Source organism: Shinella zoogloeoides (assembly GCF_030733845.1).
Lineage (GTDB): Bacteria > Pseudomonadota > Alphaproteobacteria > Rhizobiales > Rhizobiaceae > Shinella > Shinella zoogloeoides_C.
In genome coordinates this window covers 2,265,779-2,282,385 of record NZ_CP132311.1, presented here as the reverse complement: position 1 = coordinate 2,282,385, position 16,607 = coordinate 2,265,779, and the positions used below count along the sequence as shown (strand labels likewise).

The following is a 16,607-nucleotide window of genomic DNA, read 5'->3' as shown; positions in this document are numbered from 1 at the left end:
CGCAAGGTCAATATTGCGCTGCAAAATATGAATTATCGGCCGAAATCAAGGAATTGCGATGGCAAAGAATTTTTTGCCGCACGGATACGTTGACGTATCAAAAGTTTTTTTGTTATTCAAATGATCAGAAATTGACCGAAAGGGCCGCTTGCATGGCGTCGGATAACGGGGAATGGAGCTACGCCGATACGGACGAGGAGATCCTCACCCGCATCGCCTGGTATTACTACAACGACGGGCTGACGCAGAACGAGATAGGCGAAAAGCTCAACATGTCGCGCATCAAGGTCTCGCGCCTGCTGGAAAGCGGCCGGCGCTCGGGGATCATCCAGGTGCGCATCAATTCGCGCTACCAGGGCTGCCTTGCGCTGGAGCGGCAGATCAAGGAGCGCTACGGGCTGCTCGAGGCCTATGTCGTGCCGCAGCTTCCCGATCAGGACCCGAGCGACCGGCTAGGGCAGGCGGCCGCGCAGTTCCTCATGCAGCGGCTGCAGACCGACGACCTTCTCGCGGTCGGCTGGGGCGCCACCGTCTCGAACACCATCCAGCGGCTCGGCCATCTCGCCAACGAGCGCAATATCGGCCTCGTCAGCCTCACCGGCGGCGTCGGCACTTATGTCGACGGCATGCGCACGGCCAATTGGGGCAGCGGCGTGCATCTGGTGCCCGCGCCGCTCGTCGTGCGAGACCCGGACGTGGCACGCAACCTCTCCTCCGAGCCGGCCGTCGCCAACCTCCTCGACATGGCGCTCAACGCCACCTACCAGCTCGTCGGCATCGGCGAGCTTTCCGCCGCCTCCACCGTCGTGCGCTCCGGCTATGTCAGTCCCGACGAAGTGGAGCCGCTGCGCCGCAAGGGCGCGGTCGGCGATATCCTCTGCCAGTTCTACAACGAACGCGGCGAACCGCTCGACCTGCCGCTGCACGACCGGGTGATCGGCGTGAAGCTCGCGGCGCTGTCGCGCGCGGAAAAGGTCGTGGCGGCGGCGGGCGGCATTCACAAGGTCGGAGCCATCCACGCGGCGCTGCGCGGAAAATTCGTCGGCATCCTCATCACCGACGAGACGACGGCAGCCGGCCTCATCGAGATCAAGGACTGAATCCCATGACGACTTCCTATCTGCTGGCCGTCGATGCCGGCACCGGCAGCGGCCGTGCCGTGATCTTCGACGAGAACGGCAATCAGATCGCCAGCGCGCAGCACGAATGGTGGCACAAGGCCGATCCGCGCTTTCCGGGTTCGATGGATTTCGACGTCGAGGGCAACTGGTCGCTGCTGTCGCGCGCCATCCGGCAGGCGATATCCGAAGCCGGAATCACGGCCGCCGATATCCGTGCCGTCAGCGCCACCAGCATGCGCGAGGCCTTCGTCGCCTATGATCGTAGCGGCCGGGAAATCTGGGCCTGCGCCAATGTCGACAGCCGCGCCGTCAGCGAGGTGCGCGACCTGAAGCGTGATTTCCCCGATCTGGAACGCGATCTCTATGCCGAGACTGGCCAGACCTTCGCGCTTGGCGCCCTGCCGCGCCTCCTCTGGCTGAAGCGCAATCTGCCGGACGTCTATGCGCGTATCGACAGGATCAGCATGCTGTCCGACTGGGTTCTGGCGCGCCTTTCCGGCGTCATCGCCAGCGATCCTTCCAATGCCGGCACGACCGGCCTCTACAGCCTGACGAAACGCGACTGGCTGCCCGAGGCGATGGCGAGAGCCGGCATGCGCGACGACATCTTCCCTGAAAGCGTCGAGCCCGGAACGGTCATCGGCCGCGTCACCGAGAAGGCATCGGACGAGACCAGCCTTGCCGCCGGCACGCCCGTCGTCATGGGCGGCGGTGACTGCCAGAGCGGTGCGGCGGCGATCGGCGTCGTCAACGAGGGCGACTGCGCGGTGCTTGGCGGCACCTTCTGGCAGCAGGTGGTCAATGTCGGCCCGGATGTCTCCGATCCGTCGATGGACCTGCGCATCAATCCGCATGTCGTCACCGGCCTCAACCAGGCCGAGGCGATAAGCTTCTTCGTCGGCATCGTCATGCGCTGGTTCCGCGACAGTTTTGGCGCGGAAGAGGTGGCGGCAGCCGGACCGGGCGGCGATGCCTACAGGCTGCTGGAAGAAAAGGCGGCGAGCGTGCCCGTCGGCGCCTACGGCATCATCCCGGTCTTCTCCGACGTCATGCACTACGGCAACTGGTATCACGCCGCCCCGTCGCTGCTGAACTTGTCCATCGATCCGGAGAAATCCGGCAAGGCGGCGATTTTCCGCGCGCTGCAGGAGAATGCGGCCATCGTCGCGGCCCGCAACCTTTCGGCCATCTTCAAGCTCTCCGGCAAGACGCCGGACAAGATCGTCTTCGCCGCCGGCGCGTCGAAATCCGCCCACTGGTCGCAGATCCTGTCCGATGCGACGGGCCTTCCGGTCGTCACGCCCGTCGTCAAGGAAGCGACCGCGCTCGGCTGCGCGGCCTGCGCCGCCATCGGCATCGGCTTTCGCCGCGATTTCGTCGAGGCGGCCGAGGGTTGGGTGCGCTGGGACCGGCGCTTCGAGCCGAACTTTTCGCACAAGGCCATCTATGACGAGGCCGGCGAGCGGTGGGCGCGAGCCTATGCGCTGCAACGCCAGCTCGTAGACGAGGGCGTCACCACGGCCATGTGGAAGGCACCGGGCCTCTAATTTTTCATTCGTGAATCAACCATAGCAGGGATCAAGACATGCTCATCCAGATGGTCAGCATCAACGTCAAGCAGGGCCATGCCGCCGAATTTCTGGAGGCATTCCGCATCAACTACGAGGGCACGCGCCACGAGCCGGGCAACCTGCGCTTCGACGTGCTGCGCGATCCGGAAGACGCGCACAAGTTCGTGATCTACGAGGTCTTCAAATCGCCCGAGGCGCTGGAAGAGCACCGCAAGACCGCGCACTATCAGGAATGCGTGCGCCGGATCGACCCGATCCTCGCCGGGCCGCGCACCAAGACATTCTACAATGTCGAAATGGCGGATTTCCTCGGCGCGTGAATTCGGCGTTGTCCTGGCTATTGGCGCTGCAGGACGATTTTGCTCGTCACCACGGGCTTTCCGGAAGCGGGGTCCTTGTCCGTGGTGGTCAATGTGAGGCCGCTGGCGCCGGCCTTCGCCACGGAAAGCTGAGCGCGGCGGTCGCCGTTGACTTCCTTGGCCCAGTTGATGGTCAGGTGGAGCGCATCACCCTGCCTTTTGCCCGCGAGGGTCGCCGGTCCGGAGCCCGCGCCGATATAGGAGCCCTTGTAGGAGTTGCCGTTGTGCGTCAGCTTGGCGCCCACGGAGCGGGAGACCACGACGAGGCCTCTGCACCGGCCATCCAGCGATAGCGAGTTCGCCGTCGCGGTCGAGCGGAAGGAGCATGTTACGTTTATCGGGCCGCGGTTAGTCCTGAGCCGCACCTGTCCCTTGCCCTCGTATTGGCCTTCAAGGGAGTCCAGGAACTGCTCCTCCCCGGCGGCCGATTGGGGTGCGTGCATCAGCGTCAGGCTTCCTGCGAGGATCGCCATGGAAATGATCTTCATGGTTTGCTCCTTCCAGATCATAGACTGAGGAAGGCGCAGGTCCGCCGGAAGTTCCCCGATGCGATGCCGTCTGCGGTCGATGGTTCCACGGCGCAAAGAAAAGCCGGCCACGAATGGCCGGCCGGTGTTCGGTCCGTCGCGATCACGCAGCCTTCTTGGCGGCCGTCGTCTTGTTGATGGATGTCACGGCAAGGTTCGTCAGCTTGTTGTTCGTCGCCTTCTCCTGGTCCAGGATCTCGCTCAGAAGCTTGTGGGCCTCGTCGTGGCCGAGATCCTTGGCCCATTCGCGCAGCGAGCCGTAGCGGGCGATTTCATAGTGTTCCACCGCCTGGCAGGCAGCCAGAAGGCCGGCGTCGAGCGCGGTGCCTTCGGCTTCTTTCATGAGCCCGTCGGCTTCCTTGATCAGGCCTTCGATCGCGTCGCACTTTTCGCCGGACGCCTTCTTGCCGATCGACTTGAACACCTGCTCGAGCATCTTGATCTGCTGCTTCGTCTCGGCGAGGTGGTCTTCGGCCGCTTTTTTCAGCTCAGCGCTCTTGGCTGCCTTCGCGACCTTAGGTAACGCCTTCGTGATGGCGTTCTCGGCATAGTAGACGTCCTGGAGGGTATGCTCGAAAATATCAGATAGGGTTTTCATTGGGCTCTCCTCGTTTCCAGATTGGCGGGAAACAAATGAAGAGCGGACGGTATTGTTCCGCGACCCGAAGGGCACGGGGGGCAGCACCTTGCCACCGTCAATCCGATGGGCGCTGGCCGCAGTTACGACCGCGCAGCCGTCAGGCCTGCCTGGCGCCGCAAGCGCTCATCAACCGGGCGAGCTTTGCCGGGTCGACCAGTTCGCCGTTCTCGAGCTTGGTGATTTCGAGTTCCGTAAGGCCGGATATGACGGAAAGTTGCTCCAGCGTGTAGCCCTTGGACTTGCGGAGGTCTGCGATCGGATTTTTCACATCGATTGTCATGCGTATCTCCTGTTGCTGCATCGCAATATAGAGATATTGCGACGCAATCCAAGAGGTGTCGTCAACACCGCCGCAGCGGCCGGTGAATGTATCCGGGATCAAAAACTTGCCCCGCGCGTTCCCTTTCCCATCACTACCCTACAAAAGGAGACGACAATGGATTGGAACCGGGTTGAAGGTAACTGGAAGCAGGTGAAGGGCAAGATCAAGGAACAGTGGGGCAAGCTCACTGACGACGATCTCGACGTCATCGACGGCAAGCGCGACCAGCTCGAAGGCAAGATCCAGGAGCGCTACGGCTATGAGAAGGACCGTGCCAGGAAGGATATCGACGACTGGTATGGTCGCCAGAACTGGTAGTATTCAGCGTTAAAATGTAAGCCGCCCCTCTTTCGGAGAGGCGGCTTTTGCCCGGACTAGCGCTGCTTCTCTTCCGCGCTCTTGCCGTCCGAACTTCTTGACCGCTCCTCGAAGCGGTCCGCGCCTTTGGCGAGTTCCGAGCCCTTTTCGGCTTCGACCTTCTTTTCCTCGGCCCGCGCGGCCTTGTGCAATCCCCGGGCGCCTTCCTTGCCGTCTTTTGTCGGTGCGTTCTCAATCGCCATCGCTGTTCCTCCTGTCGCGCTTCAACGGGGCCGGGGAGGCCGTTGTTCCGCGCTCGTGCCTTTTCGATTTGGAACAACTTTCGGTTTTGAGCATTGCACACTCATCAAGGAGGACCATCATGAACCGCATCATCTACATCGTCGGCCTGGTCGTAATCGTGCTCGTCATCCTGTCCTTCCTCGGACTGCGATGAGCGTTCATCCTCGCGGGATGGATTGACTTCAGGGCGCGTTGCCGGAGTGATCGTTTAAGTCAGGCGTGGTGTTAGCCGCGCCCATCCGTAGCCGCGCCGAATTCCCAGGCCTGCTTCAGATGCTGGCGCAACAAGGCTTGCGCTCAGTCGAGATCACCATTGTCCACCGCGTCGAGAATGGCGAGGTGCTCGCGGCAGGACTGCTCGATGCGTTCGGCTGGCAACTCGAAGAACACCGCCGATTCCTGCACACGACGCAGGTTGTTCTTCGACGCGCGTGTCGATTTGTCCGCAGCCTTCCTCCATGCTTGATTTTGCCGGCTTCATGCTGCATTGCAAAATGACGACGCAGCAATCCGGCGGCGCGGTATCATTGCGATATTGAGATGAAACCGAGCGGACTGAACGTACTGGTTATCGACGAGAACCGCATCCGCGCCGCCATCATCGAGGAGGGGTTGCGGGATGCCGGCTATGACCAGGTCACGGTCATCGACGTCATGCACGGCCTGGCGCGGCGCATCGCCGACCTCAATCCCGATGTCATCGTCATCGATCTGGAAAATCCCAACCGCGACATGCTGGAAAGCATGTTCCAGCTTTCGCGCGCGGTAAGGCGCCCCATCGCCATGTTCGTCGACAAGTCCGACGAGGCGTCCATCGAGGCGGCCGTGGAGGCGGGCGTATCGGCCTATATCGTCGATGGTCTGAAGCAGGAGCGGGTGCGGCCGATCCTGAAAATGGCGATCAGCCGCTTCAACGCCTTTTCCCGCCTGAACCGCGAACTGGAGGAGACGCGCGGCGAACTGGAGAACCGCAAGGTCATCGACCGCGCCAAGGGGCTGCTGATGCGCTCGCGCGGGCTCTCGGAGGAAGAGGCCTATGCGCTGCTGCGCCGCACGGCGATGAACCAGAACCGCAAGATCGCAGACATCGCCCAGAGCCTCGTCACGGCGGCCAGTCTGCTCGATCCCGGAGGAACGGAATGACGACGCGCCACGCCATCACCGCCGGTTTCGTGCCGCTGCTCGACAGCGCGCTCCTCGTCGTTGCGCGCGAAATGGGCTTTGCCGAGGAGCAGGGGATCGACCTTACGCTGCTGCGCGAGCGCTCCTGGGCGAGCATACGCGATCGGCTTGCCGTCCGGCATGTCGACGTCGCGCATATCCTCGGCCCCATGCCGATCGCCTGCAATCTCGGCCTCAACGTCCCGGCGCCGGAGATGATCGTGCCAATGGCGCTCGGGCTTGGCGGCAATGCCGTGACCGTCTCACCTGCGCTCTGGCGGGCGATGGCCGAGCATGGCGCCACGGCGGACCTCGACGCGCGGGTGAACGGTGCGGCGCTCCGCAAGGTCACCGCCGCGCGAAGGGGCAGGCCGCTGCGTTTCGGCGTTGTGCATCCATATTCCGGGCACAATTACGAGCTGCGCTACTGGCTGGCGGCCAGCGGCATCGACCCGGATCGCGATATCGAGATCGTCGTCCTGCCGCCGCCGGACATGGGCGACGCGCTTGCTGAGGGCGTCATCGACGGCTACTGCGCGGGCGAGCCCTGGAACACCTTCGGCGTGCTTCGCCGCGGCGCGCATCTGGCCACCGTCAAGGCGGCGATCTGGCGTTCCAGCCCCGAAAAGGTGCTCGGCGTAAACGCGGCGTGGGGCAGGGCCAATCCGCAGGCGATGGCCGCGCTGCTCGTCGCCCTGCACCAGGCTTCGCTCTGGTGCGCCCGGCCTGAGAACCACGCAGCGCTTGCCGCGCTTCTGGCAAAGCCGGCCTATGTCGGGCGCGATGCCGAACTCTTCCTGCCGGCACTCACCGGCAACCTGCCGGTCGGCGGCGCTGTGGTGCGGGCTGTCGCGGATTTCTTCGTGCCGAACGCCAAGGCCGCGACCTTCCCCTGGAAAAGCCATGCCCTCTGGTTCTACACGCAGATGGTCCGCTGGCGGCAGATCGAGCATACGGCGGAGCGCCAGCGCATTGCGGCGGAAACCTATCGGCCGGACATCTACCGCGCCGCGTTAAAGGATCTCGGGATCGCCATGCCTTCGGCCAGCGCCAAGGTCGAGGGCGCGCTGACTGTAGCAACGCCGGTTGGCTCTTCCGGCGCCCTGACGCTCGGGCCGGACGGTTTCTTCGATGGCGGGCGCTTCGATCCTGATGATGTCGATGCCTATATCGCCTCGCAATCCGCCGGCTGAAGAAGCGCCGCTTAATTTATACGCACTGCACAAAAAATGGCTTTACATTGCACAGGCCAGCGGCGGCAGTCGCGGCATCTTGCACCAATAGCTAATTCTATTCATTTAAAATCAATGGCTTGCGAAACTGGCACGCCGATTGCTTTTTAAGGTTCAGGCCTTCGGGCCACGATATCGGCGTCCAATGGCGGGCGTCTCACCAGCAAAGCCGCTGATCAGGATTCTGCGCGCCACGGTCTTTCGTGCCGCGTGTACCTGGCCAGCGGCTTTTTGTTTTTCACCCCCAAGATGGAGCGGCACGACCTTGTCGGGCCTCGGAGAAGCCATGTCTGAGATCAAGCAGCCCTCATCCCCGCACGCACCAGCCGTTGCCCTGTGGATGTCCACCTTCGCCTTCACCATCTGTTTCGCCGTCTGGACGATCTTCGCGATCATCGGCATCCGCATCAAGGAGGACCTCGGCCTGTCGGAGGCCGAGTTCGGCCTGCTCGTCGGAACGCCGATCCTCACCGGTTCACTGGTGCGCATCCTTCTGGGCGTCTGGACGCCGCGCTTCGGCGGCCGACTCGTCTACACGCTGACAATGCTGGCCGCGGCGTTTTCGACGCTTCTGCTGTCGCACGCCACCACCTTCCCGCAGATGCTGCTTGCCGGTCTCGGCGTGGGGCTTGCCGGTGGATCCTTTGCCGTCGGCGTCGCCTATATCTCGCCGTTCTTTCCCGCGGAAAAGCAGGGCACGGTGCTCGGCATCTTCGGTGCGGGCAATGTCGGCGCCGCACTCACGAAATTCGTCGCGCCCTTCGTCCTCGTCGCTGCCGGCTGGCAGATGGTCGCGGAAATCTGGGCGGCGGCGCTGATCTTCACCGCCTGTCTCTTCTGGTTCACCACCAGCGACGATCCGGCTTTCCAGAGCCGCCGCGACGGCAAGGCGCCGAAGCGCAGCCTGCGCGAGGAATTCGCGCCGCTGAAGAAGGCACAGGTCTGGCGCTTCTCGCTCTACTATTTCTTCGCCTTCGGCGGCTTCGTCGCGCTGTCGCTCTGGCTGCCTCGCTACCTCGTCGGCGTCTACGGTTTCGACATCGCGACCGCCGGCATGGTCGCTGCCGCCTATTCCATTCCCGGCAGCATTTTCCGGGCGCTCGGCGGCATGCTTTCGGACCGCAAGGGCGCGCGCTCCGTCATGTACTGCATGTTCGCCGTCTCGGCCGTGGCGACGCTGATCCTGTCGCTGCCGTCAGGCGTCACGCCCGCCGTCTTCATCGTCATCGTCTTCGTGCTCGGCTTCGTCATGAGCCTCGGCAAGGCCGCCGTCTACAAGCACATCCCGGCCTACTATCCCGATAGCGTCGGCGCGGTCGGTGGTGTCGTCGGCATGGTCGGCGGGCTCGGCGGCTTCGTCCTGCCCATCGCCTTCGGCCTCCTCAAGGATGCGACCGGCCTCTGGTCGAGCTGCTTCCTGCTTCTCTTCGCCGTCGTCGCCGTCTCGCTGATCTGGATGCACCTCTCCATCCGCCAGATGGATCGTCCCTCCGTCTCCGCCGTCGCCGCATAATCGCAAGGAAACACCATGACCGAGAAACTCGTCATCATCGGCAATGGCATGGCGCCGGGGCGCATGCTGGAGCATCTTCTCGAAAAGGCGCCCGGCCGCTACGAGGTGACCATCTTCAACGCCGAGCCGCGCGTCAACTACGACCGCATCATGCTCTCGCCGGTGCTATCGGGCGAGAAGGACTACGAAGAAATCATCATTCACGGCGACGGCTGGTACATCAAGCACGGCATCACGCTCTACAAGGGCCACCGCATCGTGGCCATCGATTGCGATGCCAGGACGGTCACCTCCGACCATGGCGTGACGGAAAGCTACGACAGGCTGGTCATCGCCACCGGCTCCGTGCCCTTCATCCTGCCCGTGCCCGGCCATGACATGCGCGGCGTCATCACCTATCGCGACCTCGACGACGTGCAGGCCATGCTGCTTGCCGCGCAGTCGCGCGAAAAGGCCGTGGTCATCGGCGGCGGCCTGCTCGGTCTCGAGGCGGCTGCCGGCCTTGCCGGCCGCGGCATGGATGTGACGGTGCTCCACGTCATGCCCACCCTGATGGACCGCCAGCTCGATCCGGCCGCCGGCTATCTCCTGCAGAAGGAGCTGGAAGGGCGCGGCATCAAGATCATCTGCAAGGCGAACACCAAGGCCATTATCGGCAACGGCAAGGTCGAGGGCATCGAGCTGGACGACGGGCGCGTCATACCGGCGACGCTTGTCGTCATGGCCGTCGGCATCCGCCCGAGCGTCGGGCTGGCAAAGGAAGCCGGTCTGGCGGTCAATCGCGGCATCGTCGTCGATGACGGCATGCAGACCTCAGACGGCAGCATCATGGCACTCGGCGAATGCGCGGAGGTGGGCGGCATGGTCTATGGCCTCGTCGCGCCGCTCTACGAGATGGCACGCGTCGCGGCCTCGCATCTTGCCGGCGAGCCGGGCGCCGCCTTCAAGCATTCGGACACGCCGACCAAGCTGAAGGTCACCGGCATCGAACTGTTCTCGCTCGGCGATTTCGCCGATGGCGACGACCGTGAGGAGATCGTGCTGCGCGACGCCTCTGCAGGTGTCTACAAGCGGCTGGTACTGAAGGAGAACCGCATCATCGGGACGGTGCTCTATGGCGAGACCTCCGACGGCGCCTGGTTCAACGACCTGAAGAAGAAGGCGACCGACATTTCCGAGATGCGCGAGACGCTGATCTTCGGCCAGGCCTATCAGGGGGGCGCTCCGCTGGACCCTATGGCGGCCGTTGCAGCCTTGCCGGATGATGCGGAAATCTGCGGCTGCAACGGCGTCTGCAAGGGCCGGATCGTGTCGACCATCACGGAAAAGGGCCTGACGTCGCTCGACGACGTGCGCGCCCATACCAAGGCGTCGGCCTCCTGCGGCTCCTGCACCGGCCTCGTCGAACAATTGATGACGCTGACGCTCGGCGACAGCTACAATCCCGCCGCCGTGCAGCCGATGTGCGGCTGCACCGATCTCGGCCACGACGACGTGCGCCGCCTGATCAAAGCGAAGGGGCTCAAGACCATTCCGGCCGTCATGCAGGAACTGGAATGGAAGACCTCCTGCGGCTGCGCCAAATGCCGACCGGCGCTCAACTATTACCTCGTCTGCGACTGGCCGGACGAATATGCCGACGACTACCAGTCCCGCTTCATCAATGAACGCGTGCACGCCAACATCCAGAAGGACGGCACCTATTCGGTCGTGCCGCGCATGTGGGGCGGCGTCACCAATGCCGGTGAACTGCGCGCCATCGCCGATGTCGTTGACAAGTTCGAAATACCCCTGGTGAAGGTGACGGGCGGCCAGCGCATCGACCTGCTCGGCATCGAGAAGGAGGACCTGCCCGCCGTCTGGGCGGATCTCGGCAAGGCCGGCTTCATCTCCGGGCAGGCATACGCGAAGGGCCTGCGCACGGTGAAAACCTGCGTCGGCTCCGACTGGTGCCGCTTCGGCACGCAGGATTCCACCGGCCTCGGCATCCGTATCGAAAAGTTCATGTGGGGTTCCTGGACGCCGGCCAAGCTGAAGATGGCCGTCTCCGGCTGTCCGCGAAACTGCGCGGAAGCGACCTGCAAGGACATCGGCGTCGTCTGCGTCGACTCGGGTTTCGAGATCCATTTCGCCGGGGCGGCGGGCCTCGATATCAAGGGCACGGAGGTGCTCGGCCTCGTGAGGACAGAGGACGAGGCGCTGGAGCATATCGTGGCGCTGACGCAGATGTATCGCGAGCAGGCGCGTTATCTCGAGCGCATCTACAAATGGGCAAAGCGCATCGGCCTCGACGAGATCCGCCGGCAGATCATGGGCGATGCGGCAAGGCGCAAGGCCTATTACGAGCGCTTCGTCTTCTCCCAGAAATTCGCCCAGGTCGATCCGTGGTCGGAGCGCGTCTCCGGCAAGGACAAGCATGAATTCAGGCCGATGGCGACCATCGGCTACCCGGAAGCGGCGGAATAGGAGGTCGAACATGAACTGGTTTGCCATCGGAAACATCGCCGACATTCCGCTGCGCGGCGCGCGCTGCGTAAAAACCCCGCAAGGCAAGATCGCCGTGTTCCGCACCGCGGAAAACGAGGCCTTTGCCATCGAGGATCATTGCCCCCACAAGGGCGGGCCGCTCTCGCAGGGCATCGTCCATGCGAAGGCCGTGACATGCCCGCTGCACAACTGGGTGATCTCGCTGGAAACAGGCAAGGCACTCGGCGCCGACGAGGGTTCGGTGAAGACGATCGCGCTCAGGAACAATGGCGGGGCGCTGTTTATCGCGCTCGAAAGCCTGATGATGGCGGCCGAATAGGATGAAGAAAGCGGTCAAGACAACCTGCCCCTATTGCGGCGTCGGCTGCGGGGTCATCGCGACGGTTGCGGAAGACGGCGGCGTCTCCGTCCGGGGCGATCCGGACCACCCGTCGAACTACGGCCGGCTCTGCTCGAAGGGATCGGCGCTCGCCGAGACGATCGATCTTGACGGCCGCCTCCTTCACCCCGAGATCGGCGGCCGGCAGGCCTCTTGGGATGAGGCGCTCGACCTCGTCGCCGGCAAATTCGCCGCGGCGATTGCCGAGCACGGCCCCGATTCCGTTGCCTTCTATGTCTCCGGCCAGTTGCTGACGGAAGACTATTACGTCGCCAACAAACTGATGAAGGGGTTTTTCGGTTCGGCCAATATCGACACCAATTCGCGGCTCTGCATGTCCTCCTCCGTTGCCGGCCACCGCCGCGCCTTCGGTGCGGATACGGTGCCGGGGACTTATGAGGACCTGGAGCTCGCGGATCTCGTCATCCTCACCGGCTCGAACCTCGCCTGGTGCCATCCCGTGCTCTACCAGCGTGTTGCTGCCGCGAAGGAAAAGCGGCCGGGCATGAAAATTGTCGTCATCGATCCGCGCCGCACCATGACGGCCGATGTTGCAGACCTGCATCTGGCGATCCGTCCCGATACGGATGTGGCGCTGTTCGCCGGCCTGTTCTCGCATCTGGTGTCGAACAATGCCGTCGATCAGAACTACGTGGCGGCGCATACATCAGGCTTTGCCGACGCCTTCGCGGCGGCCGGCACCGTCTCCTTCGGCGAGGTGCTGGAGCGGACCGGGCTTGCGGCCATGCAGCTTCGCGAATTCTACCGCCTGTTCACGACAACCGAAAAGGTCGTCACCTGCTACAGCCAGGGCGTCAATCAGTCTTCCTCGGGCACCGACAAGGTCAATGCGATCCTCAATTGCCACCTCGCCACCGGCCGCATCGGCCGGCCGGGCACGGGGCCGTTCTCGCTGACCGGCCAGCCGAATGCGATGGGCGGGCGCGAGGTCGGCGGGCTCGCCAACATGCTCGCCGCCCATATGGCGCTTGAGGATGCCGGGGATCGCGACCGTGTGCGGCGCTTCTGGGGTTCGCCCGTCATTGCCGAGAAACCGGGCCTGAAGGCCGTCGATCTCTTTCGCGCCGTGGCGGACGGGAGCATCAAGGCGCTGTGGATCATGGCGACGAACCCCGTCGTCTCCATGCCCGATGCCGACGCCGTCGAGGCGGCGATCAGGGCCTGTCCCTTCGTTGTCGTCTCCGACGTCCTCAAGGAGACGGATACCACCCGGAACGCCCATGTCCTCATGCCTTCGCTCGGCTGGGGGGAGAAGAGCGGTACGGTGACCAATTCCGAGCGCCGCATTTCCCGCCAGCGCGCCTTCCTCGACGCGCCGGGCGAGGCGAGGGCGGACTGGTGGCAGCTTGCCGAAGTCGCCCGGCGCATGGGGTTTGCCGAGGACTTCGCCTATGCCGCGCCGTCGGAGATATTTTCCGAACATGCAGCCCTCTCGGCCTTCGAGAATGCCGGCAGCCGGGACTTCGATATCGGTGCCCATGCGGGCCTTGCGGAAGACGCCTATGACGGGCTCGCCCCCTTCCAGTGGCCGCAGCCGGCGGGGCGGGCGCGCGCCGAAACCCGCTTCTTTGCCGATGGCGGCTTCTATCATGCGGACGGCAAAGCCCGGTTCGTCGCGGTGGAACCGACCGAAACGAACCGCACCGATGCCGATCATCCCTTCACGCTGAACACCGGCCGCATCCGCGACCAGTGGCACACAATGACGCGCACCGGCAAAAGCGCGCGTCTCTCCTCGCACATCGCCGAGCCCTTCGCGGAGCTGCATCCGCGCGACGCAATGGAGATCGGGGTCGGCAATGCCGGGCTCGTCGAGATCGAAAGCCCGCAGGGCCGGGCGGTCGTGCGGGCGCTCATTACCGGGCGCCAGGCGCGCGGCAGCATCTTCGCGCCGATGCATTGGAACGACCGGTTCGCCGCAAAGGCCCGCATCGATGCCGTCGTGCCTGCGGTGACCGACCGGTTTTCCGGCCAGCCGGCATCGAAGAACGTCGCCGTCGCGGCCCGCCCGTTCAAGGTGCGGCATTACGGCTTTGCGGTATCGCAGGCGAAGCCGGCCGGACCGGACGCGGCCTATTGGGCGCTCGCCAGGGCCGAGGGCGGCTGGCGGCTGGAGCTCGCTTTCACCGCACCGCAGGAGGACTGGGCCGGCTGGTGCCGCCGTGCCTTCGCCATCCCCGACGGCGTGGAGCCGCTCGGCTATGCCGATGCGCAGACCGGCGATATCAGGCTCGCCTTCTTCGACGGTCCGCGGCTGCTTGCCGCCTTCTTCCTGGCGCGCGAGCCCGTCGCCGTTGCCCGCAACTGGGCGATCGCACAGCTCACCACCGACCACGCCAACCTGCGCAAGCGCTTCGCGCTCGTCGCCGGCCGGCCGGGGGCGGACAAGGCGGATCCCGGGGCGACCGTCTGCGCGTGCTTTTCCGTCGGCGTCAACCAGATCGTCGCTGCGGTGCGCGGCGGCTGCCACAGTGTCGAAGCTATCGGCAAGACGCTCGATGCCGGAACCAATTGCGGCTCCTGCCGCGCCGAAATCAGGGGGATCGTCGATGGATGTCTTGCTGCCGCCGCGGAATGAGGCTCCGGCACGCGTGGAACCGCTCGCCAAGCTGCCGGTGTTCTGGGCGCTCGAAGGCAGGCGCGTCGTGGTTGCCGGCGGTTCGGATGCGGCCATGTGGAAAGCCGAGCTGCTCGCGGCGTGCGGCGCCCGCGTCGATGTCTATGCGCCAACATTCGGCGCGGCCTTCGAGGCGCTGCTCGCCCGGGCGCCGGATCATCCGGCTGCCCGCCTGATACCGCACTACAGATGCTGGACGCCGTCCGATCTTCCCGGCGCTATGCTCGCGATCGGCGATTGCGCGGATGATGCGCAGGAATTCTTCTCGGCGGCACGCGCGGCGGGCGTGCCGGTCAATGTCATCGACAAGCCGGAATTCTGCCAGTTCCAGTTCGGCTCGATCGTCAACCGCTCGCCGGTCGTCGTGGCGATCTCGACGGACGGCGCGGCGCCGATCCTCGCCCAGACGATCCGCCGCAAGATCGAGGCGCTGCTGCCGCGCAGCCTGAAAAGCTGGGCGACGCTGGCGCAGTCGCTGCGCGAGGCGGTCAACCGGCGCCTCCAGCCCGGCCAGCAGCGCCGCGTCTTCTGGGAGCGGTTTTCCGACCGGGTTTTCTCGACGCTGGATACGTCGGAGGAGGGCGTAGGCGGGGTGCTTCTTGCTGATGCCGAACGGCTCGCGGAAGCCCCCGCCATCGGCTGCGTGACATTGGTCGGCGCGGGGCCGGGCGATGCGGAACTCCTGACGCTGAAGGCCGTGCGCGCGCTGCAATCGGCCGACGTCATCCTCTTCGACGACCTCGTTTCCGCCGAGGTGCTGGAGCTCGCCCGGCGGGAGGCGGAACGCCTGCCGGTCGGTCAGGAAAGCTGCCGGCGGGACATCAATACCTTGATGATCGGGCTCGCCAGGGCGGGTAAGCGCGTGGTGAGGCTGAAAACAGGAAATCCCATGGCCTTCGGGCAAGCGGGCGAAGAGGTCGCCCATCTCGTTCGCGAAGACATCTCCGTCGACGTTATTCCCGGCGTCGCTGCGGCAAGCCGAGCGTCCGCCTTTTCCCCGCATCCGTCGGCTCAGTATCACCAGATCAGTGGGCGTGAGGACCGCTTGCCTGTCGCTGCCCGCTTTAGGCGCTCCTGTGCCGCGCCATCAGCTTGGCCTGCAGCACGACGACCACGAGCAGGAAGGCCCCGCGAATGACGGACTGCCAATAGGCCGACAGCGAGATCCAGCCGAGGCCGTTTTCGAAGTTCAGGATGTTGAAGACCATGGCGAGCAGCAGGGCGCCCGCCAGCGTCGCGCCGACCGAGCCCGAGCCGCCCGTCAGCAGCGTGCCGCCGACGACCACGGAGGCGATGGCAAAAAGTTCCCAACCCACGCCCTCCGTCGGCTGGCCAGCGCCGAACTGCGAGGCGAGGATGACGCCGGCAAGGCCGGCGAGCGTGCCGGAGGCGAGATAGACGGCGGCGAGGGTGCGCTCGACCTTGAGGCCCATCAGTCCGGCCGTCGCCTCGCCGTCGCCGATGGCGAGGATGTGGCGGCCGATCGGCAGCTTTTCCAGCACCAGCCAGCCGAGCACATAGGCGGCAAGCCCGATCCAGGCCGGAATGGGAAAGCCGAGGAAATCGTCCTGGCCGATCACGGTGAAGCCGGTGTCGTAGGAGACGGAGACCGACTGGTTGTCGGCAAGCAGCAGGCCGGTGCCATAGGCCGCCAGCATGGTCGCGAGCGTCGCGATGAAGGGCTGGATACGCATCTTCGTGATGATGAAGCCGTTCAGCGCGCCGACGGCAAGGCCCGCCGCCATGCCGCCGAGAAGTCCGGCCGCCCAGTGATAGGGCGAAAGCAGCGCCGCCACCACGCTGGCCATCGCCGCCGTGCCGCCGACCGAAAGGTCGATGCCGCCCGTGATGATGACGAAGGCCATGCCGAGCGCGATCAGCGCGAACATGGAATTGTAGCGCAGGAAGGAGAGGATGTTGAAGGGCGACAGGAAGTTGTCGTAGCGCAGCGCGCCGAACAGGATGAGGCCGGCAAGCGCGAGGATGACGCCGAAGCGTGCGAGATCGCCCGAGGACTTGATGGCGAAGGGACGGAGGAGGGCCTGCATGATCGATCT

16 protein-coding genes are annotated in these 16,607 nt (G+C 64.6%); 11 read left to right on the top strand and 5 right to left on the bottom strand.

Translation table 11 applies throughout. The annotated features are described in order from the left end of the window. The first annotated feature begins 152 nt into the window (after positions 1 to 152). From Q9316_RS12300 to Q9316_RS12290, 3 genes are read left to right on the top strand one after another with little or no spacing between them, the layout of a single operon-like run. Positions 153 to 1,100, top strand: coding sequence for a sugar-binding transcriptional regulator (locus tag Q9316_RS12300; protein WP_306031906.1), 948 nt, complete (start codon positions 153 to 155; stop codon positions 1,098 to 1,100). 5 nt (positions 1,101 to 1,105) lie between these two features. Beyond that, complete coding sequence (gene lsrK, locus Q9316_RS12295; RefSeq protein ID WP_306031905.1) at positions 1,106 to 2,668, top strand: autoinducer-2 kinase; 1,563 nt, start codon at positions 1,106 to 1,108, stop codon at positions 2,666 to 2,668. Positions 2,669 to 2,706: 38 nt separating this feature from the next. Further along, complete coding sequence (locus Q9316_RS12290; RefSeq protein WP_306031904.1) at positions 2,707 to 3,012, top strand: antibiotic biosynthesis monooxygenase; 306 nt, start codon at positions 2,707 to 2,709, stop codon at positions 3,010 to 3,012. Between the two features lie 17 nt (positions 3,013 to 3,029). Here Q9316_RS12290 and Q9316_RS12285 read toward each other — a convergent pair whose 3' ends face one another. The 3 genes from Q9316_RS12285 to Q9316_RS12275 all read right to left on the bottom strand — a co-directional run bounded on the left by Q9316_RS12285 (position 3,030) and on the right by Q9316_RS12275 (position 4,498). Continuing rightward, positions 3,030 to 3,539 (bottom strand): hypothetical protein, encoded by a 510-nt coding sequence (locus tag Q9316_RS12285; RefSeq protein WP_306031903.1) that lies wholly within the window; start codon positions 3,537 to 3,539, stop codon positions 3,030 to 3,032. Positions 3,540 to 3,681: 142 nt separating this feature from the next. Further along, entirely contained in the window at positions 3,682 to 4,176 is a 495-nt protein-coding gene (locus tag Q9316_RS12280) for a YciE/YciF ferroxidase family protein (protein WP_306031902.1), read from the bottom strand. A gap of 139 nt (positions 4,177 to 4,315) precedes the next feature. Next, positions 4,316 to 4,498, bottom strand: coding sequence for a helix-turn-helix domain-containing protein (locus tag Q9316_RS12275; protein ID WP_306031901.1), 183 nt, complete (start codon positions 4,496 to 4,498; stop codon positions 4,316 to 4,318). A 156-nt stretch (positions 4,499 to 4,654) separates the two neighbouring features. Here Q9316_RS12275 and Q9316_RS12270 point away from each other — a divergent pair, with 156 nt between their 5' ends. Next, on the top strand, positions 4,655 to 4,858 hold the full coding sequence (locus tag Q9316_RS12270; protein WP_306031900.1) for a CsbD family protein: 204 nt from the start codon (positions 4,655 to 4,657) through the stop codon (positions 4,856 to 4,858). A 56-nt stretch (positions 4,859 to 4,914) separates the two neighbouring features. Here Q9316_RS12270 and Q9316_RS12265 read toward each other — a convergent pair whose 3' ends face one another. Next, a complete protein-coding gene (locus Q9316_RS12265) occupies positions 4,915 to 5,100 on the bottom strand; it encodes a hypothetical protein (protein ID WP_306031899.1) in 186 nt (61 codons plus the stop codon). A 580-nt stretch (positions 5,101 to 5,680) separates the two neighbouring features. Here Q9316_RS12265 and Q9316_RS12260 point away from each other — a divergent pair. The 7 genes from Q9316_RS12260 (at position 5,681) to Q9316_RS12230 (ending at position 15,688) form a co-directional block, all read left to right on the top strand. Then, on the top strand, positions 5,681 to 6,283 hold the full coding sequence (locus tag Q9316_RS12260) for an ANTAR domain-containing response regulator (RefSeq protein WP_306031898.1): 603 nt from the start codon (positions 5,681 to 5,683) through the stop codon (positions 6,281 to 6,283). Beyond that, complete coding sequence (locus Q9316_RS12255; RefSeq protein WP_306031897.1) at positions 6,280 to 7,494, top strand: CmpA/NrtA family ABC transporter substrate-binding protein; 1,215 nt, start codon at positions 6,280 to 6,282, stop codon at positions 7,492 to 7,494. Before Q9316_RS12260 ends, Q9316_RS12255 begins: the two co-directional genes overlap by 4 nt. 325 nt (positions 7,495 to 7,819) lie before the next feature. Continuing rightward, on the top strand, positions 7,820 to 9,046 hold the full coding sequence (locus tag Q9316_RS12250) for an MFS transporter (protein WP_306031896.1): 1,227 nt from the start codon (positions 7,820 to 7,822) through the stop codon (positions 9,044 to 9,046). Between the two features lie 15 nt (positions 9,047 to 9,061). Continuing rightward, positions 9,062 to 11,512: a nitrite reductase large subunit NirB gene (gene nirB / locus Q9316_RS12245; RefSeq protein WP_306031895.1), complete on the top strand. Its 2,451-nt coding sequence runs from the start codon at positions 9,062 to 9,064 to the stop codon at positions 11,510 to 11,512. Between the two features lie 10 nt (positions 11,513 to 11,522). After that, complete coding sequence (nirD, locus tag Q9316_RS12240) at positions 11,523 to 11,852, top strand: nitrite reductase small subunit NirD (protein WP_306031894.1); 330 nt, start codon at positions 11,523 to 11,525, stop codon at positions 11,850 to 11,852. 1 nt (position 11,853) lies between these two features. Continuing rightward, positions 11,854 to 14,511, top strand: a complete 2,658-nt coding sequence (locus tag Q9316_RS12235; RefSeq protein ID WP_306031893.1) for a nitrate reductase — start codon at positions 11,854 to 11,856, stop codon at positions 14,509 to 14,511. Beyond that, a complete protein-coding gene (locus tag Q9316_RS12230) occupies positions 14,483 to 15,688 on the top strand; it encodes a siroheme synthase family protein (protein ID WP_306031892.1) in 1,206 nt (401 codons plus the stop codon). The genes Q9316_RS12235 and Q9316_RS12230 overlap by 29 nt, the downstream gene beginning before the upstream one ends. On the opposite strand, the gene Q9316_RS12225 is transcribed toward Q9316_RS12230, so the two are convergent. Further along, on the bottom strand, positions 15,615 to 16,598 hold the full coding sequence (locus tag Q9316_RS12225; protein ID WP_306031891.1) for an ABC transporter permease: 984 nt from the start codon (positions 16,596 to 16,598) through the stop codon (positions 15,615 to 15,617). The genes Q9316_RS12230 and Q9316_RS12225 overlap by 74 nt on opposite strands. Positions 16,599 to 16,607: the final 9 nt, after the last annotated feature.